This is a genomic window from Pseudoalteromonas maricaloris, from assembly GCF_024746855.1.
GTDB lineage: Bacteria > Pseudomonadota > Gammaproteobacteria > Enterobacterales > Alteromonadaceae > Pseudoalteromonas > Pseudoalteromonas maricaloris.
Genome location: NZ_CP024626.1, coordinates 986304 through 1012110, shown reverse-complemented (window position 1 = coordinate 1012110; position 25807 = coordinate 986304). Strand labels below are relative to the sequence as shown.

Below are 25807 nucleotides of genomic sequence, written 5' to 3'. Positions count from 1 at the left end.
AGTAGTTGTGGTAGCCGAGTTAGTCCTAATAGAAGACGATAAAGAATTGGCCCAGTGGCTGAGTGATTACCTCTCTACCAAGGGATTTTCAGTGGGGCTATATCATGATGGTCAAGACGGGCTGGAGCACGTTTTAGCCTCTCCTCCCGATTTGGTGATTTTAGACGGCATGCTGCCAAGTTTGGATGGCTTTGAAGTCTGCAAGCAACTGCGTCAGTCGCTAAGCATCCCAATATTAATGCTAACAGCAAGGGATGAGGAAATTGATGAAATTATCGGCTTAGAGATGGGTGCTGACGACTATCTCAAAAAGCCAGTAAGAGGCAGGTTATTAGAAACTCGCATAAAAGCGCTATTAAGGCGCCATCATCCTCAAGATACCGCTCCCAAACAAACACTTGAGTTTGGCGCTCTCTATATCAATAAAAAAGACAGAAGCGTTACTCTTGCTGGGCAGCTCGTTAACTTATCCAGCAATGAGTTTGATGCGCTTTGGGTACTTGCCAGTAAAGCTGGACAAATTGTTACCCGAGATGAGCTTACTAAAGCACTCAGAGGATTTGATTATGATGGGTTTGACCGCTCTATAGATTTGCGTGTTTCGCGACTGAGAAAGAAGCTAAGTGATGATGGCCAAAACCCATTTAAAATAAAGACGGTATGGGGTAAAGGATATCAGTTGGCAAAGGACGTGTGGTAATGTGGCGCTTCGTGTTTGCTTTGCTTACCATCTTAACGCTCGCAAGCGTTATCACAGGTCTGATATTTGACACACTTATCGCCTCATCCTCAGAAAATAATGAAGCCCACTACGATCCACTTAGCACAACCGCACCAATTATTGCCGCAATGGCTAAAGACAACATACCTGAATCACAAATTATTGCGATCCCACTGCACCAAACACTAACCGCTCAACTTGTACCAAGAGCCGACTATCCACTTCCTGTGAGCTTAAGCCGCAAACTCTCTCAACAGCGGTTTATTTACCTCGAAAGCGAATCATCAGTAAGCGCTTGCATACTTATAAGCCAAGAAAATGTCTATATTTTAACAATGCAGAAGCAATTGCAGACTAAATATGGCCTGCTCATGACCTTGTTATTTTACGCTATCGTTATCGTTGTCGTCGTCGCCTTTTTAACCCCATTTATTGCCAGACTGTTAAAGCTCAAAAATGCCGCACATCAGCTGGGTAAAGGCGAACTCAACGCCCGCGTGCAAGTCGGTACGGTATGGTACTTAAAGGATATTGAGCAAGCGTTTAATCAAATGGCACGACAAATAGCCGGGTTAATGACTGACATGAAGCTATTAAGCAGCGGACTTTCTCATGAGTTACGTACGCCACTTGCAAGGGTAAGAATGGGGCTAGACACACTGGTTGAAACTCATGATGATGAGCTGCGGACACAGTACGAAGATAGGATCAACCAAAACCTTGATGAAATGGAGCAAGTGATTGATGCTATTTTAGATTACGCAAGATTGCAGCACCGTCTTGACGACGTGGAACTTCAACCTGTTGACTTGAATGCGATGACTCGCCAGTTAGCTAATAACGCCCACTATCAAGACTTAACACTAAAACTGTCGTCAAAACCTTGCTGGGTCATCGGTGAAGATCAGTACTTACGCATGCTAATCAATAACTTATTATCTAACGCGATAAAATATGCCAACGCTAAAGTATCACTAGCAACCCGAGTCGATAATGACAAGGTTCAGTTTATTATTGAAGACGATGGAATAGGTATAAGTAACGAGGTTCGAGACAAAGTGCTACTACCGTTTTATCGCGACGATTCTCAATCGCAATCAGGGTATGGCATTGGTTTGGCCTTTGTGCAACGTATAGTCACTCGTTTTGGCGGTACCATTGTAATTCAAAAAAGCCCCGCGCTGGGCGGGGCCAAAATCACTGTTTCGCTGATACAGACTCAGCAAAAGTAACGTTAACTCTGAAGCTGTGGTAAGCAGTGCTACAGTTCACCGCTTGGCAACGAAACAGTGTACAACAACCTAATATTCAAAGGGAGTTAGGTTAATGTGGTCCACTGTTGTCAGCAGGCGTTTGCCAATTACTCTGCCACACGTAGTTGCCATGGATATAAAGCAGTTTATCAGCCTGAATAAGCCCTCTATCTGCTTCGGTATACCCGAGTGCTTTGTCACTCGCTATGGGCGTTGCTACCTCGGCACGGCTACTCCCGCGATAAGTGAGTGTTGAGTCCACGCCGTGGATAATTTCAAATGCGGCGAGATCGTTTTGGCTATACCAGCTATAACTACTTTCATTCACTTGCTCTGTATTCCAATAAACAATCGGCAAAGTGAACCGGGTTACTGAGGCATTGTCTTTTAGCATGGCCAAAGCGCGATAATCATATTCCAGCGGTGTAAACCCCCCTGCAAACGTATGATCTTTTAATAGCTTGGGTTCAGCAGGATTTGCAACATCAAACAAGCTCACTTTGGTGCCGGGCTGCACGTTTCCATCAGGGTCTCCAAGGTGCTGACCTACCCCAAGAAGCAAACCGTCACCAACAGGGTGCAGGTAAGAAGAAAAACCGGGGATCTCTAAACTTCCCGCAATTTTAGGCTGTGATGCGTCAGATAAATCCAGAACGTAGAGAGGATCTATTTGTCTAAAGGTCACGATATAGGCGGTATCGTTAAAATATCTAACCGCATAAATGTCTTCATCCACAAGCCCTGTATCCGGATTAATTTTGCCAATAGGGGTTGGATTTTGGCTATTTGGTAGCGTCGCCACGGTGTTGAGTTCATTCCCTTGTGGTTTAAGCATATACAACTTATGACTATTACCGATATCTGTATCATACTGACTCGTTACTACGCGCAGAACGCCATCTTTTTCATCAAATCGAGTCGCAGCCATCGTATCGCTGACACGAGCAAGTTGACCTTCCACCTCACCAGTTGCTTGGTATGTCACCCCTTCATCCGTTAACAATAACTTATGCAATACTATGCCTGATGGATCCCAGATTGATGTGTTGACATCTCCATCACTGCCATTAAAGGAGTAATTGTAAAGATACACAGCTGTTGCAGACATATAAAAGCCAAAGGTGCGCGTACTGACGCAAGTTGTTTTCACCTCATCAGGATTGCGAATGTCAATCTCAGTCACTGTTGTTAAGCCATTATATCCATCTTGCGCGGTAGCATCTGCTGGCAAATAACAGCCATCTGCGGCAACCAGTGGCGCTGCACTTCCTTGCTTTAAATTTCTAAATTGAGGTAATAAATCGTTAATGTTAGTGTCCATTAAGCGATTGTAGCTTGCTACTTTGTCAGCGCTATTAAAACCACTGTAGCGTATAGTATGGTCGGCGATAACATAGAGTTTGTCACCGATTAATCTGCTGCCAACTAGTGAACCATCAATTTGAAAGCGTTTTTCGACCTCAGCCTGTGCGGGTAGGGATACGTTACTAAAAGCAAGCTCAATCACGCCTTGATAATTGACCTCAGGTCGCACCTCTAGCGATGACATATCATCAGCAAAATCATACTCATAGTCCATTAATACGCTGATGAGTTGATTGTTTTTAAGGTAAAGATTTTGGCTTGCAAACTCTGAATCTGATACCGCTAATTCATTAACTTGTGTAGGGACATCCGTAGCTTCTGTATCTAAGATCCTAACGAAGGTTTTGCTGTCAGTATCCGCATATGCAACGCTGGTCGAGCCACCGATGAATAAGTAACGGCCATCGAATTTAATCCGGTCGCTTTCTGATACCCCTTCAACCAGTTGATTGGTGCCTGAGTAAGGTGCACTATCTGTGGTTGCTGATGGATTTTCCAAATCATCGCCATTATTCAACCCACCGCTGGCAACGAAAATGCCGTTTTTAATAAACTGACTAAACTGTGCTGATGAAGCTGACTTCAACGGCGCAGAGCTATTATTAAGCGCGTTAAGTTCTGGTAATTTATCTTCATCATTGTCGTTACTACCACCACATGCGCAAAGGCTAGCGGCAAGCGGAAGACTGAGCCAAATTTTGCATCTCATGATATGTTTCCTTGTAAGTTAAGTGCCAACGTAAGCCTAAACTTTCACACTAAAATTTCTGTTATCTTCGCTACTTGTTTTGTTATTTAATGTTACCCTTTCTGGTAATTTGTACAGCGACTGGTAAATTACACTGGTAGTAATAATGCGCTTTGATTGACACCTCCAAAAAGCCAGTGCAAAGCCCAAATTCAGAATTGGAGTTCCAAGTTGAATAAGTTATTAATGGCCTTAACCTTGCTGGTTACCACTCAGGTAAATGCCACGGTGGTGCCATGTGACGCCAATGACAGCGAGTGTACGCCAGTCGATGAATGGCGATTTGGCATTGCGCTTGGCGGCGGCGTGATCTCCAACCCACTCCATGACGGTGAAAATATTCCCTTGGTTGTTGTGCCCTATATTAGTTATTACGGTGAACACCTCTTTCTTGATAATGGGACTTTGGGCTATACCTTTCACTACACTGATAAATTTGATCTTAGCTTGATCGGCACATTTAATACCGAGCAGGCCTATTTCGAGAAATTTCACCCAAGTAATATATTCGTGCAAAAAATGGGGTTTGATGCCAGCAATGAGCTGCCTGGCGGTGAATTTGCCGCAGAGCAAACCGCTATCTCCTTAGACGATATTGAGTCGAGAAAATGGGCCATAGATGGCGGCGTTTTAGCCCACTGGATAATGAGTGATAGCGTAAAAATCAGCGCATCATGGCTCACCGATATCACCAACACTTATCAAGGTTACAATGCTGATGTTGGAGTTAGCTATCGTTTTAGATTCGATAATTCACCTAACACTTATGTGTTTATTAAAGCGGGGCTAAAATGGAAAAGTCGACAACTGGTGGACTATTACTACGGCATAGACAAAGCGGATACACCGAATAGTGAGCTATGGTATAAAGGCAGCTCAAGCTTCCAACCCTATGTTAGCTTTGCCTACTCTTATCCCGTGAGTGAGTCTTGGACCTTTAAATTTAACGCCAAATATCAGCAACTTGATAGCACAATGACAGATAGCCCGATAGTCGAGGATAGCTATACCGCGACGGTTTTTGTCGGGGGAAAATATGAATTTTAGGTTGTACTTAATCATAATTATAATTTTCAGCGCACCAAGTAGAGCTTTAACCAAACCCAACAATGGCATTAATTTAGAAATAAAACCGATTACATGTATGGTGAAACAAGCAGGGCAACGCTGTGAAATGACGGCAAAAATTGCTTGGCAATCGCCCTCTAAAATGAACCTATGTTTATTTCAGGAAAAACAAAAATTACAATGCTGGGAGCAGGCCAAGGAGGCAAAATCAACACAAATTATCCAACTCTCAAAGTCCATGCTCTTTACCCTAAAAGATGCTAAAAATAACGTTGTTGCAAAACAAAATATTGAAGTACACACAAGCGTCAACCAACAATATAGACGCAAACTCAGAAGCGATTGGAGTGTGTTTTAATGGCCAAGGTATTACTTGTCGAAGATGATGTAAAACTAGCGGAGTTAACCGCAAAGTTCTTAATCCATAACGGCTTTGAAGTCGTTCAATTACACAATGGTATTAACGCCATTAAAGCGATTGAAGCAGAAAAACCTGACATTCTCATTTTAGATATTATGCTACCGGGACTTGATGGTTTTTCTATTTGCAAAGCTGCACGCGGTGAGTTTAAAGGGCCGGTTTTATTTCTTACCGCCAAAGACAGTGACTTCGACCATGTAAAAGGGCTTGAGATCGGTGCTGATGATTACATTATCAAGCCTGTTGAGCCATACGTACTACTTGCCCGTTTGAATGCGCTATTAAGACGTACACAAAATGATGAAGTTCAGTCTGATTCCATTACCTTAGGCGAATTACAAATAGATAAATCGGACCGTAAGGTCTATTTGGCTGGAGATGAAGTTGAGCTCACAAGCTATGAATTTGATTTACTAAAGACATTGGCAGGCCATGCGGGCGAAACGCTGAGTCGAGACTATATCTATAAACATGTTGTTGGCCGCGAATATGACGGATTAGATAGAAGCGTTGACGTACGTATTAGCCGTTTGCGTAAAAAGCTTGGCGACAATCTAGAGCAACCCGCGAGGCTTATTACCGTGTGGGGTAAGGGCTACCTCTGCTCTAAGTCTGCTTGGGGCTAGTGTATTTGTGCTAAAACTATTACTCAGCCTCTATTTGGCTGTGTTTACCAGTATTGTCGTTATCAACCAAGTGAGCGAAGCCATTTGGTCTCATTGGGTGCACTCCGCGCCCGATGAGTTGCGACATGCAAAAGCGGTTGCCAACACACTGAAATCCACGATTTCCTCAGACCAGCTACCCCAAGAGTCAGAAACGCTCAAAATACTCAACATGGATGATGTCGCTTGGCTGCCTGAGCAAGCCAGCACTTTAGTTCAAGGTGGTATTTTAACGAGTTTTGACGATGAAGGCCGCGCTTGGCTGACTTTCAAAGTACCTGATTCAACATTGCTGCTGCAATTAGGGCCATTAGCACCGGCGGCTTCTGCCGCCAATAAACAATGGATCATCAAGTTGCTTTCTTATGCCGTGCTCGCGTTTTTACTTATGCTGTGGATAAGACCCTTGTGGCTTGATTTATTGCAACTGAGATATATCACCGAAAATCTCACTCAAGGTCAACTGCCCAAAGCGACCCGACATTCCCGGTTTTCTGCCATTTCAAATTTAACCGAGCAGATCCGCGACTTAGCGTCTCAAGTTGCAAGGCTAATTGAAAACCAAAAACTACTCGTTAATGCGGTTTCTCATGACCTGCGCACCCCACTTGCCAGACTTAAGTTTGCTTTAGCTATGCTGCCAGAGCAAAGCCGTGAGCAAGCAAGTGATATGGCGGACGATGTAGTCGAAATGGAGGCGATGATTGATGAAATGCTAGCTTACGCACGGCTTGAATTTGAAGTAGAGAAACTTGAGATAACGCCAATTGACCTTTGTGAACTTGTCAGCGATCAGATAAGCAAACTCAATAAGCTTACCGATAAAAAAATAACGTTCAAGAAAATGAGTAATACAGTTATCATCTCTGGCAACCTACATTATCTTTCTCGGGCTTTGCAAAATATCGTACAAAACGCTGATAAATATGGTCGCTCAACCATAGCGATTAATATTGAGTATGACAAAAACAATGCCTATATCCATATTGAGGATGACGGTGATGGAATTCCTAAATCTCAGTGGGAGTCGGTTTTTATTCCCTTCTCACGCTTAGATGAAAGTCGCAGCAAAGATAACGGTGGTTATGGCCTAGGACTGGCTATCGTACGCAAAATCGCCACTTGGCATCGCGGCAGTTGCCATGTTGGGTTCTCCGAACTTGGTGGTGCTAAGTTTACTCTGACTTTGCCACTGGCAAACTAGTTTATCTAGGGATAGGTATAGCGGTGAATACCGCATAAAACAAAAATTTTACCTTTACCATTTTATTTGGGTAAAATTTTATACCAGTTGTATTTAAACATGACTTACAAGGAAAGTTTATGGCTTTATTAGACCAAAGGTCTCTCCATCATATTGATCCACGCCTAGCTGGCGTTGAGATGCAGTTAAAAGAGGCCTATTACAATTTAGATAAAACCACATCCAGCTTTGATAGCGATCTTGACAATAAATTGAAGCCGCTTAAACGCTATAAGTGGTGGGCAATTGGTATTGCAATCCCGTTACTATTTCTTGCGCCTTTTCTCTTAATCTCAATAATTCCTATCTACTTTTTGTTAAAACACTCTCTTAAGTCTTTCACTAAGGGAGTGTTAACTCGAGCTTATATGATGGCGCCAATTGCTTCGGCGCTTAACTTAGAATATTCAGTCGGCGGTAATTTACTTATCTGCGAGGAAGCTATCAGTGCAGGTATATTAACCAAAGGAGGACGAGCAATAGCTGAAGATGGATTTAACGGCGAAGTAAATGGCATTCATTTTTACTTTACCGAAGTGCATATACGCACGCTTCATCAGAATAATGACAGTAAACGTTTGTTTAATGGTGCAGTTATAAAACTGAGTATGCCTGAACCGGTAGATACCCCAATCGTGGTATTACAAGATGCGGGACTTTGGAACATGCTGATAAGTCGACGCCAATCTCTAAAAGGATTACAGCGAGTTAAACTTGAACAAAAAGACTTTGAGAAAGAGTATCAAGTCTATGCTAAAGATGAACAAACCTGCCGCGAAGTACTCACGCCAGAATATATGGCGAAATTGTCGCAAGTCAAAACGTTCTTTTCATCCGGTAACCTACCAAAAGGGTTAAAAATCCCCGAAGTAAAAGCCCAAATGTTTATAGAAGGTAGCGATATACTGATCACTCTTGATTATGGTGCCAATTTATTTAGCCCAAAAAAACTGCAAAATGAATATGATCCCAGCTGGGCTGAAGATATCGCAAAACAATTTTTACTGATTGAAAATCTAGCAAAAAGCCTGGTGCGCTAGCGGCAGGCTTTTTATTAATAATTCAATAATCAATCGCCAATGTAGGTGTAATTAGCTGTAATTTTATTCATAGTTAAATGGGGTTAGGATGATCGCTGGAAATTCGGATCTAATATCAAGTTATATTGGTGACTAAATAAAATTAATGGTTCAGAAGCATTGTAGATGGGCATTTGTAAACAAGTACCTAATCAGTAACCATTGTATTAAAGGGAGAAATTAGTGTCGTCTCACACAACTGTGATTGTAGAGTGGCGTGGGCCATTCAACTTAAGCGAAGTCGAATGTAATCCAGAGTGGGGAAATGGTCTATACCTTGCCACAGGAAAGTTGAAATACGAAAGAGAATCAACAATTCAATATTGTGGAATAACTGAAGGTAGTTTCTCGAGCAGACTCAAGTCTCATCATAGAATACACGAAATTAACAAAGAGCAGGAGTTTTGGGTTGGTGAAATAAAGTATCCAACAGAGGCATCAAGATACTTTCTCGAAATGGCAGAATCGATAGTAATCTACTTCTGGCAACCTGCTCTTAACAATAGAAAAAAATTATGTGTCCCCAAACCCATAACTCTCGTTAATAAATGGTTCAAAAAGGATGGTTCTCCACGCAGAAGGCAGCATACTTTGTGTAAATATTTGGATGATGTGATTTCTTGGGATGGAGAATTATGGAGAAGTGGCAATCTCCTAGTTTGGGAAGAATAAAGTACATTGTGCTTCTTAACAAAGCGGTTTCCAGAGTTAGTGACACTCTATATCACCAACTCTGAAAACTTTTCCAGCCCATTTTATCATCCGCCACTACACTACTTGCCACGCCCTGCAAACTCTACCTCAGCCATCTCGATACCACCGCGTTTTTGCATGGTAATAAATAAGCGTTTCCCCTCCTCGCCACCAAAAGCCACATTAGTCGGGTGCTTGCCTTTCAGTTTAATTTCTTTAATTAGCTTGCCCTGAGGTGAAACCACAGCGATCACACCAGCGCCATAACGGGCGATATAAAGGTTGCCTTGGTTGTCCGTGCGCATACCATCTAAGCCAAAATCGGTAAACGAGATAAATAATTGTTTGTTACTAATATTGCCTTGTTCATCTAACTCATAGCGCCATACTTTACGCTGCACGCTCTCATTCACATAAAGTGTTTTATTGTCAGGGCTAACTTCAATGCCATTGGTGGTGCCCATATCCGCTTCCAATAAGGTTACTGCTCCGTTTGTATTTATACGCCAAAGTTTACCACTACTGGCTTGCCAATTAGGATCGCTGGCGAAAAGAATTCCGTTGTCCATGATCGCAAGGTCATTAGGTTGATCCATGCGATTATCGTGAGCAAATACCGTCACGGATTGTGACAAATCACCACCTTGTGCAAGTGCCGCTTTGGTGACTTTAAGCACGTTATGATTGACGTAATCGGCTATATACATATTGCCTTGCTTATCAAAGCGAATACCGTTACCAATAGAGCCATTTTTTAATGTCAGCAGAGTTTCGACTTTGCCTTGCGCAGTCACTTTACCAATGGTGCCTTGCTGTTGATGATTAACCGCATACAACACGCCGGCATCATCCACCGCAGGTCCCTCAATACCTTGCGTGAAAACACCATCCGTTATCCAATCTTGTGTATCTACAACCGTGTTGGCAGCTACATAACCACTGCTCTGTAGCAAAAATAAACTGAGTATGACCTTTCTCATGACTTTCCTATTTACAATGAAGGTAAAGCGCTCGAACTGGATAAATTCCTGTTATGACCACTTCATCCGTTAAATTTTGCAGCGCTAGCAGCTGGCTATCTAGGTGCGGAGCCTGTAAAGCCCCTTTACAAACCGCAAGCACTTGCTGACTCAATGTAATAAACTGCGTCACCGTTAACGCCGTTGAGTGTGCTTCTGTAAGTTTGGGACTTTGCTGTAACAGAGTTAACGCCTCAAGCCCCGCTTGCCAACGTTGCAATATCGCGCCAATGTGCGCTAAGGCTGTGTTATCACCAGCGATATAGCTTTCGACTCGCTCCTCAAGCAGCCTCACCTGACGGCTTTCAACCGCAACATAGTCGACAAATTTATCAAGCGCTGCAAACTGGTGATACTCGTCGTTTAAGAACTTAATATGATGACGCGTGTAATAGTGACTTGGCTCTACAAGCTCTGCGAGATGAGTGAGTAATGCAAGCGAGGCCTTACGCTTTGGCTCACCCAAAGTTGTGCTGATAAGCCTATTAAAACCCGCTTGTTGCTGCGTTTTATGACCTAAGCCAATGACGTTATGTGCAAAATCGCTAATATGATCCAACCGCGCATACATCTGCTTGCTATCTGTAAGCGTTTTAGCAGACCATAAACGCTCAGCAATCACAAAAAGCCGCGGCCATATTCTGACATCAAGATTATGTTCGGTGACCATTTCGCTCCAAATGGTCGCCTCGCCACCTAAAATACGTGCACCATTTTCTTGGCTTAACGGCGTTGAAACCTCGACTGGTTGTGGTTTTTCAAGCGCCTCAAGTGTGAGCGGATAACGGCTATTACCGATCATTACCGTGCCTTGTTGCTGCGCTGTATTAAACTCAAACTGTAACGGTCCCATCCAACTATCCATGGCTGCGGTAAATTGCTGAGTCTTGCGAGTAATTGGCTTATCTGTTTGTGCTAGCTGATGGCGGTTGTTATTAAGCTTTATAAGCACTTTCTCACCCAACACCACAAGATCGCCTTTGACTGCGCTGCCTTTTAGGCGTGGGATCGTAAAGGCTAAGCTTAATACTCGCGGTTGAGTGAGATCCACTGTCGGTAGCACCGGATGTGGGTCGTTACGGTAATGAAATGATGAATACTGCGGCTGATCAATATAAAATCCGGTTGATAAAATGCCTTGATAACCAGCTTCTGCAATTGCATTTAACGAATCATGACCACGCCAAGACTGCACGACAGTATCCGTAGGCAACGCCGGATGAAAAATTTCATCCCATCCCATCATCACACGTTGGTGCTTAGCAATAAGCTTTTGTACACGAGTATTAAAGTAATTTTGCAGGTCGTGACCGTCTTTCAACGCATGTTTTGCCATTAACTCCTGTATTTCAGGGCTTTCCAACCAATGCTCAGGTTCTACCTCGTCACCCCCAATATGCAGGTAGCCGTCTGGAAATAGACTCGTCATCTCAGCCAGTAAATCGTCGATAAAGGCGTACACATCAGGACTTGCGATATTGAGCAGTGGCTTAAATACTCCCCAATGACGCTCCATCTCATAAGGTTGCGCTTTCGTCATCAGCTCTGGGTAAGCGACGGCAATCGCGCTTGCATGCCCCGGCATTCCAAATTCAGGCACCACGCGGATCCCTAAAAGGCTTGCATACTCAATCACTTCTTTCACTTCTGATTGACGATAATACAATCCGTCTGAGGCCAGTTGAGTCAGCTTAGGAAACACCTTACTTTCCATTCGCCAGCCTTGGTCATCAGTTAAGTGCCAGTGCAAAACGTTTAGCTTTGCCGCGGCCATACCATCGAGTTGGCGCTTTATTGTCGCAATTGGCATAAAGTGGCGAACACTATCAATAAGTAGCCCACGCCAAGGGAAGCGGGGATTATCGCTGATCGTTGTATAGGGGAGTATGAATTGCCTCGATGTATTACTCTGGGCCAATTGTAACAGGCTAGCAAGACCATGCTGCGCGCCGAAAACGGAGGTTGCGCTAAGCACTATTCCACCCTCTTCAATTTGAAGCTGGTAGTCTTCTGGCATATTCAGCTGAGGAAACTGTAACTCGGTTTCGATATTTTCCACGCGAATGGTTAAGTCCGCTTTGCCACCCTTTACTACCCGTAAAAGAATAGGTTTTCCAGTAATGCGCTCAATGTATTGCTGCATTCTGGCGAACAGAAATGCCTGCCTCTGCGCACTAAAGCCGTGTATCGCAACCTCGATTTCGTTATCAAACACCAGCGAGCCTTCGGTCATACTCACTTGTTGCGGCATGGGCATAAGCGACAGTGGCGTTGCTTTTGCAGTTAAAATCGGCAACAACACGGTGAATAAAAAAACACTAAAGTACATTCTCATAATGACACTATTCCTGAGTAACAAGCTTTGGCAGAAAGTCGGCGGATATCAGCGCGCCGTGATGCTGGATCACCTCGGCGGCAACTTGGTGTGCAAAGCAAACAGCCGTTTGCAAATCGCAACCTTTCAGCCAATGTGCTAAAAACCCCGCCGCAAATGCATCGCCCGCACCACAGGTATCTAAGATAAGTTGCGGCGCTATGTTTTGCGCCGCGATATAAATGGGTGAAGAATCATCAGCTGGCGCGATCACGCATGGCTGAGCACCTTGGCGAATAACTAAGAGTTGTGAGCTTTGTTTTTTATGCTCTGCGATTATTTCGTCCACATTTGCGGTGCCATACACTGCGTATTCGTCCTCGTCGGTTAAAAATGCGATGTCCGCCAGCGCCATTACAGCCTGATAACTCAATTTTGGGTTATCGCTACGCCAAAGGGTTTGGCGATAGTTGTTATCAAAAAAGATGAGTCCACCTCGATTTTTAAACGCAGCTAACGCCTCAAATAAGTGCTTTCTCTGCGACTCACATATAATGGCAAGGCTTATTCCAGAGAGATAAATTGCATCAATATCCTTGTTGTGAAGCGCCTGAGTTAACGTCTCATCACGCTTAAAATACTGCCTTACAGGGCTGTGTTCACGAGCAAAGGTAAAGCGTCGCTCTCCTTTCTCATCGAGCGTAATCCAGTACTCGCCAAGCGTGCTATGTGGTTCAAGCGAAATATAGTCTTGTCTGATGTTGGTGTTTGACAACATATCAAGCAAGTTTGTACTGGCCTTGTCCGTACCAATGGCGCTGGCAAAACTGAGTGTTATGTGGTTATCGTGGCTTTGCTTGAGTAACTGAGCTAAGTACCAAGCCGTGTTAAAGGTATCACCGCCAAACGAGCTAGTCCCATCTGCTCTATGCTCCACCATACATTCACCAAAGCACACCAACTGTTTTATTGCGCTTTTCATGATGTCACTTCCGTTTTTTCGGGCGATGCGGTAACACTGGGTTTTGTCACCACACTCGTCAATACACCAAACACCAAAGCACTGAGCAGCGCAGGAATAATCGGGTTACCAAAATAAGCCAGCCAGCCGTCGTTCATACCAACGAGTAGGGCAGCCACTGAACCTGCCATCAAGGTGACTAAACTGCCTTGCCAAGTATAACCTTGCCAAAAGCGTCCCAATAACCCCATCACACAAAGCCCCGCTAATACAACGGAAATCATTTTGGTGATATAGCTGATAATGTCGCTCGACAACACCGCCATAAATAATGCCAGCGATACGGTAGTCAACATCGCTATACGAGAGACCAAAAGCGGATTGTGTGGCGCAATATTTCCCTTACACCAAGTTAGATAAATATCAGCAACCAACACACTGACTCCAGCAATGGCGTCGGAGCTGGCACTAGAAAGTGTCGCTGAAATACCCGCCAATAAAATAAAGCCACCAATCAACACCGGCATCACCGTTAACGCCAAATAGGGAAAAGCAAATGAAGGATTGTCTAAACTCGAGTTAACTGCATAAGCACCAATACCAATCACAGCAGGAATACATGAAAACCCTAAATAAAGTAATCCCGAGATAATAAACGACATACGAATACTGCTTATGCTTTTGGCGGAGTAGATCCGCTGCCTAAACGATGGTGTTGCCAATACGCCCACCAGCACCGCCAGCGCCATTGAAATAGCAGGCAATAAACCAATATTTTGATATGAAAAGAGCCCAGCTCCCGCTGCAACCGAAGCGCTGGTTAGCGTTTGCCAACCACCGACCACCTCGACTACAAAGTAGGTCATCAACAAAAAGCCCGAAAACAAAATAACGGCCTGAATAGCATCCGTCCAGACTACCGCCGAATATCCACCTAAGGTCACATATACCGCAAGTCCCAGTCCAATAATCAGTTTTGCACTGATCTCATCTAGCCCAGTGAGCCAAGCTAAATACATGCCCCCGCCAATCAAATGTGCGCCAAGCCAGCCGACACTTGCCGCGTAAATCAATATTGCTAAGAGCTTTTTAACGACTTGATGATTGCCTACATAGCTTGCTAACTCTTCACTCATTGTCGCGAAGCGCTCAGCCCTAACCGGCGCAAACAACCAAGCCAGCAATAAAATACCCAGCGCGCCGCCAATGCCATAAAGCGTGCCCGCCCAACCGTGTTGATAGGCAAAGCCGACCGCTCCCATCGACGAGCCAGTGCCAACCATAGTGGCAACGGTGGTGCCTAGCGTCAGCATCAGCGGTACTTTTCGCCCAGCTAATAAATAGTCGCAATTTGACCGTTGCCACCGAGATGCTAGCCAACTCACCATTATCATGGCAAACAAATACAACAGAAAAATAAGCAAATACACTTGCTGACTATCCGTCATGCTTCTCCTCCTGTGAACATTGTTGTTCGTATAACGTCTATTCGCCTTTGTAACAGGTGACATCAACCTCAACTTTACAATCCACGACTAAGTCGGCCACCATGCAAATTCGCGCAGGAGGATGCGCTGAAAAATACTCTGCAAAAACCTTATTAAAGGACTGAAAATATCTTGCGTCAGTTAATACCACAGAAACATGCGTAACATGCTCAAGGCCATAACCTGCCTCGGTCATAATCGCGATACAGTTTTCTATGGCCAGACGCGACTGATCAACAATGCCACCCTCAACCACTTCACCATCTCGCATTGGCGTTTGCCCCGAGACTTTTAACCAACCGCCAGCTTCAACCGCTCGTGCAAAGGGTAAGTGTTGTCCACCAGTACCCGTGCCGCCCTCAGCACCTATTCTTCTTATTGTCATGTTAACCTCTTGATGATTTTTGATTTTTATTAGTTTTGACGCGTTAAAAATCGTCCTGCTCGGCCGAAATCGACAATGGTGTCTGCATTCGCGCCCTCAACATAGCTGAGCTTGCCATTCACCCAAACCTTCACAATGCCTGAGGCAAGTTGTTTTGGATTGCTGTAACTTGCTTGGTCTAGAACCCGATTGGGGTCGAATAACACCAGATCGGCGAAATAACCAATTTGAATATTGCCACGTAGCTGTAGCTTAAAGCGCGCTGCTGGCAGCGCTGTCATTTTGTGGATAGCCAATGCCAACGGCAGCGATTGTTGTTCTCTACAGTAATGTCCAAGCACCCGCGGAAATGTCCCCCACAGTCTCGGATGCGGATGCGGATCGCACGGCAAACCATCGGACCCTACCATGCTGTGTTCATAACTTAAAAACCGCTGCACATCATCTTCCAGCATACAGTGATACACAGCACCCGCTGGCTGCAAACGCTTTGCTGCTTCAAGCTGAGACACTTGCCATTGCGTAGCAATGTCTGCCAAGCTTTGCTGTGCAAGATCTGGATGAGACTCCGACCAAGTAATAAAAATGTCCGTCTCCTCCGTCACTTGATTAAGATCTAAGGTGCTTGAACTCGCGGCGTAAGGATAGCAATCGCAGCTCACTAGGTGTGTTTGCCTATGCTGTTCAAAATGCGCTAATACCTCAGGTGCCCTGCCCCAATTCTCTCTACCTGCACATTTTATATGTGAAATAACCAGCGGCAGTTTGGCATGCTCTGCCGTTGCAAAGGCTTCGTCCATGGCTCGGATGACTCCTTGAAATTCTGTGCGTAAATGCGTGGTATAGATACCATCAAATGGTGTAACAACCTCAGCCAACGCATTCACTTCAGCTTGGCTTGCCCCCTTCGCATTGTAATAAGCAAGGCCAGTACTAAAGCCTATCGCCCCTTGCACCATCGCTTGGTGCAGCAAGGTTTTCATCTGTTCAAGTTCTTGCGCATTGGCAGCTTGAGATAAATCCGTCATGACCTGCGCTCTGAGCGTTGTATGACCAACTAACATGGCTAAATTGACACTCGGAGCGGCCTTATTAAAGGCATGTTGATAATCCTGTAGTTCACGATAGGCGAATTCTGATTGCTCCCCGAGTAAGTTAATAGGGTCGAGCGGCGCTTGATTTGTACAGTAAGGCACTGCGCTAATGCCACAATTACCGGCAATGACGGTGGTGACACCCTGGCTCACTTTGCTCAGCATATGTGGGCCTCGCAGCACTTCAAGGTCATCATGGGTATGTACGTCAATAAAACCCGGCGCGAGCACTAAGCCCGTGGCATCAATGCATTGCTGTGCTTGCAAATGGTTGCAATTGCCAAGCGCAACAATTTTGTCTTTGCTAATCGCGACATCCACCACTTGCGCTTTGGAGTCTGGTTCAAAATACACCGTCGCGCCTTGAATGAGGGTATCAACATAAAGAGATGAGCTCAGCATTAATCCCCCAAAGGAAAGCGTTTATCGGCAGGTGGCATATTGCTGTTTTTATCTCGATGCTGATCTAACTGGGTTTTAAGCCGTCGGAGCTTTTCTCTTGAGCGCTTTTGATTACGGATAGCAACTTCGCTCGACAAAATGTCCACCGCCGCCATCATGGCATAGCGTGCAGCGCTGGGCTTAAAGATGTAATCACTTTCTTGAGTTTTGATGGGTAAGTGATGATCGGCAATGTCCGCCAAGTCGCTCACTGGGCAAATAGCAATAACCTCAGCGCCATACTCTTTGGCGATAAGCGCCGCCGCTTTCACATCAGGAGAAACACCACTAAGCGAGAGACAAATCACCACATCCCCTTTATTCACCGTTGCGGCAACCATGCGCATCATCATGGGATCGGAGTGAGCATTACTAAGTACGTCCAAGCGAAATAAGCGATTTTGACATTCTTGTGCCATCAGGCTGCTACCACCACCAACCCCAAAAATTAAGCAATGACGTGTGGCGCAAATCACTTCACTCGCCTGCTCCACAACCGCTTCATCGATGAGTCCCGCATTGAGCGTGAGGATCTCCTGAATAGAGGTATAAACATGAGAAATCTTTTCTTTTTCAATTGGCTCAGGATTTGTAAAACGCTCACCAATTGCGGCTGATTGTGTCAGCTGAAATTTAAGGTCACGTACATTGGTACAGCCTAAGCTACGCGCTAACCGTGTGATGCTGGCGTGACTGACTTGTGCTTTTTCAGCTAACTCACTAATGGATGCGCTTGCGGCAAAGTTAAGCTCAGCCAAAATAAGCCGAGCGACTTTTTCTTCCGCTGGGCTAAAGTGCCCCAAACCTTCCTTAATTTTGCTAATAATGTCCACAGCTTCGCCTCAATTAAAAATAGGTAGAAATGGTTTGGGTGATCACCCAATCTCGCTCAACAACACCAATTTGTCGCCACTTATCAAAGGTCAAGCAAGGATGAGAAGTCGAAAAGCAGATCATATCGCCAACCTGTACCTCGCACCCAGATGCAATACTTACCATAGCATGTTGATCCATGATTGTTTCGACCTTTACCGCGCCGCCTAATGAGCACAGCTGCTTTGACGGCGGAGAGTAAATCAGCTCTGGTGTGGGCATGCCAGCATCAAATGCGACATCCCTTTTACCCATACCAACTATCGCGACCCCCGGCTCTGGAGTCGAAAGCACATAAGCCCATATGCTTAAGCTCGACACCAAACTTTCCCCCAAATCGCAAGCGAGATTGCTCCGTGATAACACAGCTTGCTGCGCATCCAGATAGATCCCGGTATCGTGAATAAGGTAGCAGCCGGGACGGATCACAAAACGAAATTGCTGAGCCTGTTCACTTTTGTTTAGTGTCTTTGTCACAACATCGTACCAAGCGGAACCCGCCCCCGTGATAATAGGTAACGCCTTTGAAAACACGTTTGTTTGTCGTAAATCTGCCGCCGTTTTTATTACTGAGTCAACGAATGTGACAATCCTTTGCTCAGCGTTATGGCCGTGGATCACGCCTTCATAAAATCCGATGCCTGCTACCTCTAAGCTAGCATATTGTTGGCATACATTGACCAGCTGCACTAACGTTGCAAGATTGCGCCAACCAGCGCGACCGCCTTCAACCCCCACCTCAAGCAAAATGGAAATGCGCAGCGAATGCTGAGTAAAAAATGTGCCTAAGGCATGGGCATTTGCAATAGAGTCAACAAAACAATAGAGCTCAACGTCAGTATCAGTAAGCATGCTAGCAACTTGCTTCATATGATATTCGCCAACAAGTTGATTCGCTAAGATCACTCGTTTTGCGCCCGCAACTATGGCTACGGAAACTTGTGGTACGGTCGCTACCGTGATGGCCCATGCGCCATGTTCAAGCTGTAGTGTAAATAGCGCTGGAGACATCGTCGTCTTGCCGTGGGGTGCCAATAATACTTGGCTTTCCTTTGCAAAATTCGCCATCCAATTCGCGTTGTGGTTGATGGCGTCTTGCTTTATCACTGCAACTGGCAAACTGACCTGCTCTGTGAGAATATCCCAGCCGCTATCTTCTAGTTGCAGTGGGTCGCCAGTGCCTTTCGCTAATATTGTCATCGTTTATTCAAATCCTTGAGTTTAAACATTAATTCCCCACATCAAAATAGCGCATTGACTTACTGCGATTGGTATCAGGCCAAGCTGCACTTGGCCTTTGCTGACGTTAGAAAGTCGCACGGACGCTCAATGCAAAACGTCTATCCGTGGTAAAGTTGAGTGCCTGCGTTTTTGTCCCAGCTTGGTCCATCTGATACTTGGTTTTGGTTTCCGTATCCAATAAATTGCTGGCTTCAAAACCCACTTTCCAATGGTCGTTGATGGTGTAATACAAGCTTGCGTCCATCATACCTGACGCTTCTGCATAGGCAGGGACATACTCTTCAGATTCCCTAAGTGTGAGCAAATACTCAGAGCGCCAAGTGTATGCAAGGCGAAAAGAAATGTCCTCGTACTCATACATACCGATGATATTAAAGTTTTGGTCTGAGTAACCTTGTAGCGGCAAACCTCCAAACACTCGGAAGGTATTACGATTATCGGTTAGCGGGTTACCATTTTCATCGAAACCAAGCGTGCCTTTAGAGACTTCATTTGGATCTTCAAGTCCATCTTGATCGATATAGGTAAAGTTAAGTTGCAAACCTAAACCGCTCCATGCTCCCGGTAACATGTCGTAGAATTGTGAGTAGGAAAACTCCATCCCACGAATGGTGCCAGAGCCCGTGTTAGCGGGGCCGTAAGCAGAGACATCATAATCTTCGCCGCCATAAGACACATCAAGATCAAAGGCGCGGCTACGGATTATATTATCTAGCTTTTTGTGGAATAGCCCTACCGTCACGTAACCTGCGGACGCGAAATACCATTCGGTAGTTAAGTCAGTATTGATCGCTTCTTCAGGCTCTAAATATGGATTCCCAGAAAGTGCGGTTAGACTGATATCGTCTAGCCCAACAACGGGGTTAGTTGCCTCGTCATAATCAGCGCCGGGAGTTTGTAGCACGCGAATGTAATCCAAGTTAAGAATACTGATATTTCTGGCATCAACTAAATTTGGGTAATACAGCGCTTTTGACGCACCAAATCGCACCACTACGTCTTCTGATACACCAAAACTCAAATTTAAGCTCGGAAGCAAAGTGCTGTAATCTGTGCCATCAACGGTACTGAGTTCGGACTCTCCTCCAGCAATGTCGTAATATCGCTTATATTCTGCTTGCTGCATCACATTATTAAGTGATGTCCCCTCTTCACCACGTTTGATGAGGGCGGGTTGCACCAAAGCGCCCGTAGACTCAAGTTGATAGTTTACGTAGCGCAGGCCAACGTTACCCACCACTGGAATGTCTTGAAACTCGAAGTCAAAATCACCACGAATGTAAAATTCAGTACGCTTCTCGTTAGTCGAACTTATATTGTGTGCGGCGAATGGGCCTTCAACGCGATTGGGTTTATCTTCATAAGGTACATAAGTGCCAGAGCATGTGCCGTTGTTTGCCGCACTGTTGGTGGCATTGTGCCAACCATCACGACAACCTTGGCGCAAAGACTCGGCGTAGTTTTTCACCAGCTCCATGCTTGGGAACAAGAAGTTATTGACCGGCCCCTGTAATACCTGACCATTGTAATAATCTGAAAAATCAACGCGCTCAAATAATTCTGGACGATTTACCGCCGCGGCGGCATTCCGGTCATCTTGGATCCAAGGAGTGCCAATTGCAGACCAGCCCTCGTAAGCGGTATCTCGCACCGTTAGGTCTTTATCTGACATATAAAAACCGGAACTGACACTCGTGAAATGACCGTCTAGCTCATACTTAAAATCCAGTTTGAAACTGTCTGATTCTGCCGTATTGCGCTCAACCTGCTCCATACCGCTGCCCAAAAACAGGTTAGGCACAGGTCCATTCCAATCTTCATTGGGTGACCAACCTGCCGCTAGAATATTGTCACTGAGAAACTCCACTGTCGGCCTTGAGCCACGCATATCGAGGAAATAAGGCGAGACAACGTGGACATGGTTTCCCCGTGTTTGACCCGACATACTGTAGTTTTGCACTTCTTTGTCGGAGTCGATCCGCTGGTAATCAAAATCGACCGTCAATCTATCTATTGGTTTTAACGTTAGTTTAAATGAAGTGTCCTTCACGGTATTTTCGTTGTAATTCCAGCGGCTACGATAAAAGAATGGCGTTTCGGGGCTCACGCCAAGTGCAATACCGGAAGTCACAAAACCATCATCTGTAGTGAGTGGATGGCCACTTTCCGTATTTTCAGTCCAATTTTGTGAAGACCCCATGAAACCTTTAAAGCCTTGAGCAGCTTGTCCTATTTGGCGCTCGTTCCACTCAAGAGATGCTTCTGAGCGAATGTGCTCTAATGTCGCAACTATGGTCTCATCGGCATTTGCCCACTGCAGTGAAGAGGTTAAGCCAGTACGTTCACGGTCATTAGTTGCTGTGCTCATATGGATAGCGACAGGCACATGCCATACACTGCCAGCTGGTTGCCCTGGTAAAGCGGGGCCATCCACAGGCGATGATGGATCAACACCGGTTATGCCACCCCATTGATCCAAGGTAGGAATAAAGGAATCGCCTCGAGAGTGGAAGTTGCCAAGGCCAACACCATCTCCTCGAGTCTGATATTCTGATGAAGAAGCTGCAATTAAAAATCCGAACTTACCTGCACTGGTTTCCCAACTGTCGGAGAACAGCGCTGAAAACGAAGGCGTCACTTCTTCTCTAAAGTCGCCATAATTGGCCTTTGCATTGAACGAGATAAGCCGCTCATCAGAGTCGAATGGTTTGCGGGTGATAAGGTTTACCGTGCCAGATATACCGCCTGAAATAAGATCCGCAGTTTGGTTTTTAACCACCTCCACCGCGCCTAGCAATTCAGCAGGAAAGTCTTCATAGCTCAAACCGCCTGACGGATTTGCACTAAAAGCGTCTCTGCCATTCACCTCAGAGCGAACCCTGTCTAAGCCTCGAACCAGCACGCCTGTACCTTCATCAGCATAATGTTTAGGGTCATCGGATGATGCAAATCGCTCAATCGTAACCCCCGGCACACGCTGCAGCGCTTCAGTCACCGATTTGTCTGGTAATGCCCCGATATCTGACGCCGTGATCACGTCTTTGACCGTATCAGCGAAGCGCTTAATGTTTTGTGCGCTATTAATACTGCCCCGGATCCCGCGAACTTCAATGACTTCAACCGCTTCGTTCTGTTCCGAGATTTTGACATCGCTGTCATTTTGACCCACAGTTTCAGCAGCAACCCAAAGTGGAGAAAGCCCAAGAAGTACAGACGAAACCGCAAGGCTTAGTTTGCTTCGTTTAGGGTTATGTTTACCAATATCAGTGACTAGTTTTGACATTTTGTTGTTCCTTTCTTCTTTTTAAAAACCAGTGAAAAAGCCAGCAATGCCATCACTAGCACCACAGCCCAAAAACCTACCACACAGTGACGTGCTCTAAACGCCCCTACACATCACATGTTACTTACTAACAAAAATCCAATACTACTCTGTTACTTTTTAACATTACAGACTAAAAAGCAAACACTTTTTTGCGAAAAATTTGGCTCTGTGGACTATAGTTTTGAAATATAAGGAATTAAAATTAGTTACATCTAATCTAATGTTTAAGAAAAAATATTGACAGTTACGTTTACATATCTGGTTAATGACTAGTTCAAGCAGCTTTAAATCGAATGAGTTTTGTATTCAGTTTGCCGTACACTGGCGGGAAAATTAAGAAACCACATCATCAACAACTAAGGTCATTACCAGTTCACCGATCCCCTCAGTGATTTGGTTTGCCCGCGCTTGGTCTTTTGATTCAGGCGCTTCTTTTGCGAGCTTTTTGTTGGCTTGGTTGCTCTGCGTGCTTTTTCAACTTTGGTGGCCTCTAAGATCAGCGTTTTTAAGCGCTCCAAGGCATCTTCCTTATTTTGCTCTTGGGTACGAAAGCTTTGGGCTTTAAGCACAATGACACCCTCTTTGGTCACTCTAGAATCTTTAAGTGCAAGCAGGCGCGCTTTGTAAAAGTCAGGCAGTGTTGAGCGGTTGATATCAAACCTAAGATGAATGGCACTGGAGACTTTATTGACGTTTTGTCCACCCGCACCTTGGGCACGAATAGCGGAAATATCGATTTCCCACTCTGCTAGAGTGACATTATTTGAGATTTTAAGCATAGTAATTTCAAGCCTCCACTTGCTATTTTAACAAAGTAACGGAAGGCTTGAAATAGCAGCGCTCAGTGCGGAGCGTGTAGCTATGCTGTTCGAGTTGCGATAGCTGGAGGCACTCTTGCAGCAATCATAGCAGGGTAAGTAACCGCCAACTGACCTGCGAGCAACATTACTATCGCACCTGCAATCAAATAATCACCGGGTACACTGGTAAGCCCAAAGTAATTAACTAAATAAATATTCGCAGTGATTGCGATGACTATGCCTAGTGTAATGCCAAACAAAGACACCACCGCATTTTCAATCATAAAATAACGTAGAATATCAGCCTGAGTCGCCCCAAGAGCACGACGAGTACCGATCTGCTTACGACGTTTATAAACGGTGTATCTTGCCTGACCGAATATCCCCAGCACAGTTACACACGCCAAAGCTGCGATCACCGCTTTTAGCGTTTGGCTCACCGCATAATCAGCTTGTAAGTTTTCCGTTTTTATTTGCTCGAAGGATTTAAAGGCATCAAGTTGACGACCAGGCTTTTTAAGCATTAAGGCTTGAACTTCCTCCATTGCAATTTCTCTTTGGCCAGGCTTTGCTTTTACTACTATGATGCTTTCTTCATAATGTTCTCTAACCGAACTTATTACGGTCATATCGTAAGCGTACCAAAATCGCCAAGGTGACTTCATAGTTTCAACGATACCCACAACCTTTTGCGGTACCGATTCAACATAAATAGTTTCTCCAATCACACTGCGCCAATCGTTAGGACGAATTTTATGTGCCAAGTCCTGCGAAACTAATACGCTGGCTGATTCCGTATGGCCATCAAAATAGGTGTGTACCACATCATTATGTTGTAAGTTTCTACCCGCAACCACTCGTAGTCCAAGCGTATCTACAATGGTGTCATCCGAACCATAGTAGCCTGCGTGAGTTATCCTTTCATCTTCCTCAGGGGTTAAACCAACATCTAGTGAGCGGCCCCAGTTAGTAAGCGGCATACTAGTGATCGTACTTACACTCTCAACACTGGCTAGTGCACGGATATCGGCAAGGTCGGTATCAAGAGCTGCATTTTTTTCTTCATCGCTGCCTTCAAAATGAGTTCTAAAGCTGAACAGCTGGCTCTCGGCTAACCCTGTCGGTTGCACCAATTCTTGCTCTTTAAGTATCATCATATAAATGGCATTAACCAAAATTGTAAATGTCAGCGCAATTTGCAATATCAGTAGTAGCGGAGAAGCCTTATTTTTGTTTAAGGTTTTTAAAATTGGCAATAAATCTCTCATGGTCATGCTCCTACAGGCTTTTCAGCTGACTAGATGGTTGTACTTTTGCCGCATGTAAAGTCGGTAGCAAACCAAAAGTCACAGCACTCGCCACAGCCAATACAATCGTCATGATGACTATACCTGCGGTCATCTCAAGCATCTCAGCATAAAGATGGCTGTATAATTGCGCTGTGACACTCAAACCAATTTGCGCAAGTAATAGCCCAAGTATCCCTCCCAAGAGCCCAATAATACAGGTCTCAACAGTAAACTGAGTGATAATATCTTGTTTAGAAGCTCCAACCGCTCTACGAAGCCCAACTTCACCGGCTTTACCATGAAATTTTGCGACCATCATAGCCATACAGTTAAGCAGACAAACCACAAGAAATGCGAATGCAAGCCACACTGCTACATTGCCATCATCTTTAATAATTTTTCTTTCAATTAATTGCTCCTTTACATTAAATAATTGATGTAAAGGCTCTCGTAAAAAGCGACCATACTCTCTTTGTTCCATCGAGTAATTAATCAAAAAGTCCATGTAATTATTGCGCTCCGCCGCAGAGTTTAGTTCAACCCAATATGAAACCCATACGCATTCAGACGCTAAAATCGCCGAAAATGAGTCATCTTCGGGTTCTTTCCAGCACTGATAAGATACGTCGGAGCCAGTCCATAGCCCGTTATTGATTTGCGCTTGGAATGGGACAATAACGTCTCTAGGTTTGTTGAAAGCACGAGTTCTATAATCAAAAAACTTGGGGATGGGATACCAATCGTCGGTAACACCAACCACTCGGTACTGTAAATCCCCTAAGAGCAATGACTTACCGACGGAGTTTTCTCCACCAAATAACTTATCATTCAGCTCGCTACTGATGACCGCAACTTGCAGCCCATCCTGATCGGCAATTTCATCCCATGCACCACCAAACTTAAACGGTACCTCAAACATGTTGAAGATGTCACGGTATGCACTTCGGATTGGAGTCATTTTTGCTTCAGTAATTGACTGCTCTGTGGTGCGAGTCATTATTTTAAAACTACCAAGAGGCGTTTGATTAACGCCCTGTTTCGCATTTTGTAGATTTATTGCATCTTGATAGGTAAGAATAAAAGGTGGAACTTCTTTCCCTTGGGAAATATTGAACGGCTTGTCTGGACCATAGCTATTCAATCGAACATTAAACAAGCGGTCACTTTTTGTAGGGATCGGATCTTTTTGTAGCAGATAACTCACTGTATAAGTCGTCATAGCAGCACCAATACCTACAGCTATTGTGGCAACCATTAAAAATGACAAAAATGGCGTTTTCCGCAATGAAATAAGCGCTAATTTAAGATAGTAGCTAAGCAT

General features: G+C 44.8%; 21 protein-coding genes. 8 read left to right on the top strand and 13 right to left on the bottom strand.

Going from position 1 to position 25807, the window contains the following annotated elements; genetic code table 11:
• Positions 1 to 7 precede the first annotated feature (7 nt).
• Together CTT31_RS22170 and CTT31_RS22165 are read left to right on the top strand one after the other, a co-directional pair.
• On the top strand, positions 8 to 700 hold the full coding sequence (locus CTT31_RS22170; RefSeq protein ID WP_211856776.1) for a response regulator: 693 nt from the start codon (positions 8 to 10) through the stop codon (positions 698 to 700).
• The gene (locus CTT31_RS22165) at positions 700 to 1953 is read left to right on the top strand and encodes a sensor histidine kinase (RefSeq protein WP_211856778.1); all 1254 of its coding nucleotides are present in this window, start codon (positions 700 to 702) and stop codon (positions 1951 to 1953) included. Before CTT31_RS22170 ends, CTT31_RS22165 begins: the two co-directional genes overlap by 1 nt.
• Positions 1954 to 2044: 91 nt before the next feature.
• Here the strand turns inward: CTT31_RS22165 and CTT31_RS22160 are convergent, their stop codons facing one another.
• Complete coding sequence (locus tag CTT31_RS22160; RefSeq protein WP_260492565.1) at positions 2045 to 4048, bottom strand: beta-propeller domain-containing protein; 2004 nt, start codon at positions 4046 to 4048, stop codon at positions 2045 to 2047.
• Positions 4049 to 4258: 210 nt separating this feature from the next.
• On the opposite strand from CTT31_RS22160, the gene CTT31_RS22155 reads away from it, so the two are divergent.
• From CTT31_RS22155 to CTT31_RS22130, 6 genes are all read left to right on the top strand, one after another.
• Complete coding sequence (locus tag CTT31_RS22155) at positions 4259 to 5134, top strand: MipA/OmpV family protein (protein WP_260492564.1); 876 nt, start codon at positions 4259 to 4261, stop codon at positions 5132 to 5134.
• Positions 5124 to 5513, top strand: coding sequence for a DUF3019 domain-containing protein (locus CTT31_RS22150; protein ID WP_010375649.1), 390 nt, complete (start codon positions 5124 to 5126; stop codon positions 5511 to 5513). The genes CTT31_RS22155 and CTT31_RS22150 overlap by 11 nt, the downstream gene beginning before the upstream one ends.
• Complete coding sequence (locus CTT31_RS22145; RefSeq protein ID WP_010375648.1) at positions 5513 to 6202, top strand: response regulator; 690 nt, start codon at positions 5513 to 5515, stop codon at positions 6200 to 6202. The genes CTT31_RS22150 and CTT31_RS22145 overlap by 1 nt, the downstream gene beginning before the upstream one ends.
• A gap of 7 nt (positions 6203 to 6209) precedes the next feature.
• Positions 6210 to 7445, top strand: coding sequence for an ATP-binding protein (locus CTT31_RS22140; protein ID WP_260492563.1), 1236 nt, complete (start codon positions 6210 to 6212; stop codon positions 7443 to 7445).
• 119 nt (positions 7446 to 7564) lie between these two features.
• Positions 7565 to 8524: a DUF3137 domain-containing protein gene (locus CTT31_RS22135; RefSeq protein WP_260492562.1), complete on the top strand. Its 960-nt coding sequence runs from the start codon at positions 7565 to 7567 to the stop codon at positions 8522 to 8524.
• A gap of 222 nt (positions 8525 to 8746) precedes the next feature.
• Positions 8747 to 9235 carry a hypothetical protein gene (locus tag CTT31_RS22130; protein ID WP_211856787.1) on the top strand — a complete coding sequence of 163 codons (489 nt, stop codon included), beginning with the start codon at positions 8747 to 8749 and terminating at the stop codon, positions 9233 to 9235.
• 101 nt (positions 9236 to 9336) lie between these two features.
• Here CTT31_RS22130 and CTT31_RS22125 read toward each other — a convergent pair whose 3' ends face one another.
• The 12 genes from CTT31_RS22125 to CTT31_RS22070 all read right to left on the bottom strand — a co-directional run bounded on the left by CTT31_RS22125 (position 9337) and on the right by CTT31_RS22070 (position 25807).
• Complete coding sequence (locus tag CTT31_RS22125) at positions 9337 to 10236, bottom strand: SMP-30/gluconolactonase/LRE family protein (RefSeq protein WP_260492561.1); 900 nt, start codon at positions 10234 to 10236, stop codon at positions 9337 to 9339.
• 7 nt (positions 10237 to 10243) lie between these two features.
• A complete protein-coding gene (locus CTT31_RS22120) occupies positions 10244 to 12610 on the bottom strand; it encodes a beta-N-acetylhexosaminidase (RefSeq protein WP_260492560.1) in 2367 nt (788 codons plus the stop codon).
• 7 nt (positions 12611 to 12617) lie between these two features.
• Positions 12618 to 13571, bottom strand: a complete 954-nt coding sequence (locus tag CTT31_RS22115; protein ID WP_260492559.1) for a sugar kinase — start codon at positions 13569 to 13571, stop codon at positions 12618 to 12620.
• Complete coding sequence (locus CTT31_RS22110; protein ID WP_211856793.1) at positions 13568 to 14998, bottom strand: sodium:solute symporter family protein; 1431 nt, start codon at positions 14996 to 14998, stop codon at positions 13568 to 13570. Before CTT31_RS22110 ends, CTT31_RS22115 begins: the two co-directional genes overlap by 4 nt.
• A 37-nt stretch (positions 14999 to 15035) precedes the next feature.
• Positions 15036 to 15422: a RidA family protein gene (locus CTT31_RS22105; RefSeq protein ID WP_211856795.1), complete on the bottom strand. Its 387-nt coding sequence runs from the start codon at positions 15420 to 15422 to the stop codon at positions 15036 to 15038.
• Between the two features lie 29 nt (positions 15423 to 15451).
• Positions 15452 to 16918, bottom strand: coding sequence for an N-acyl-D-amino-acid deacylase family protein (locus tag CTT31_RS22100; protein ID WP_260492558.1), 1467 nt, complete (start codon positions 16916 to 16918; stop codon positions 15452 to 15454).
• Positions 16918 to 17790 (bottom strand): MurR/RpiR family transcriptional regulator, encoded by an 873-nt coding sequence (locus CTT31_RS22095; RefSeq protein ID WP_045963164.1) that lies wholly within the window; start codon positions 17788 to 17790, stop codon positions 16918 to 16920. The genes CTT31_RS22100 and CTT31_RS22095 overlap by 1 nt, the downstream gene beginning before the upstream one ends.
• A 13-nt stretch (positions 17791 to 17803) precedes the next feature.
• Positions 17804 to 19030, bottom strand: a complete 1227-nt coding sequence (locus CTT31_RS22090; RefSeq protein ID WP_260492557.1) for an alanine racemase — start codon at positions 19028 to 19030, stop codon at positions 17804 to 17806.
• Positions 19031 to 19136: 106 nt separating this feature from the next.
• Positions 19137 to 22355, bottom strand: coding sequence for a TonB-dependent receptor (locus tag CTT31_RS22085; RefSeq protein ID WP_260492556.1), 3219 nt, complete (start codon positions 22353 to 22355; stop codon positions 19137 to 19139).
• 407 nt (positions 22356 to 22762) lie between these two features.
• Complete coding sequence (gene arfB, locus CTT31_RS22080; RefSeq protein WP_010375624.1) at positions 22763 to 23176, bottom strand: alternative ribosome rescue aminoacyl-tRNA hydrolase ArfB; 414 nt, start codon at positions 23174 to 23176, stop codon at positions 22763 to 22765.
• 80 nt (positions 23177 to 23256) lie between these two features.
• Positions 23257 to 24465 (bottom strand): ABC transporter permease, encoded by a 1209-nt coding sequence (locus CTT31_RS22075; protein WP_260492555.1) that lies wholly within the window; start codon positions 24463 to 24465, stop codon positions 23257 to 23259.
• 10 nt (positions 24466 to 24475) lie between these two features.
• Positions 24476 to 25807, bottom strand: coding sequence for an ABC transporter permease (locus tag CTT31_RS22070; RefSeq protein WP_211856802.1), 1332 nt, complete (start codon positions 25805 to 25807; stop codon positions 24476 to 24478).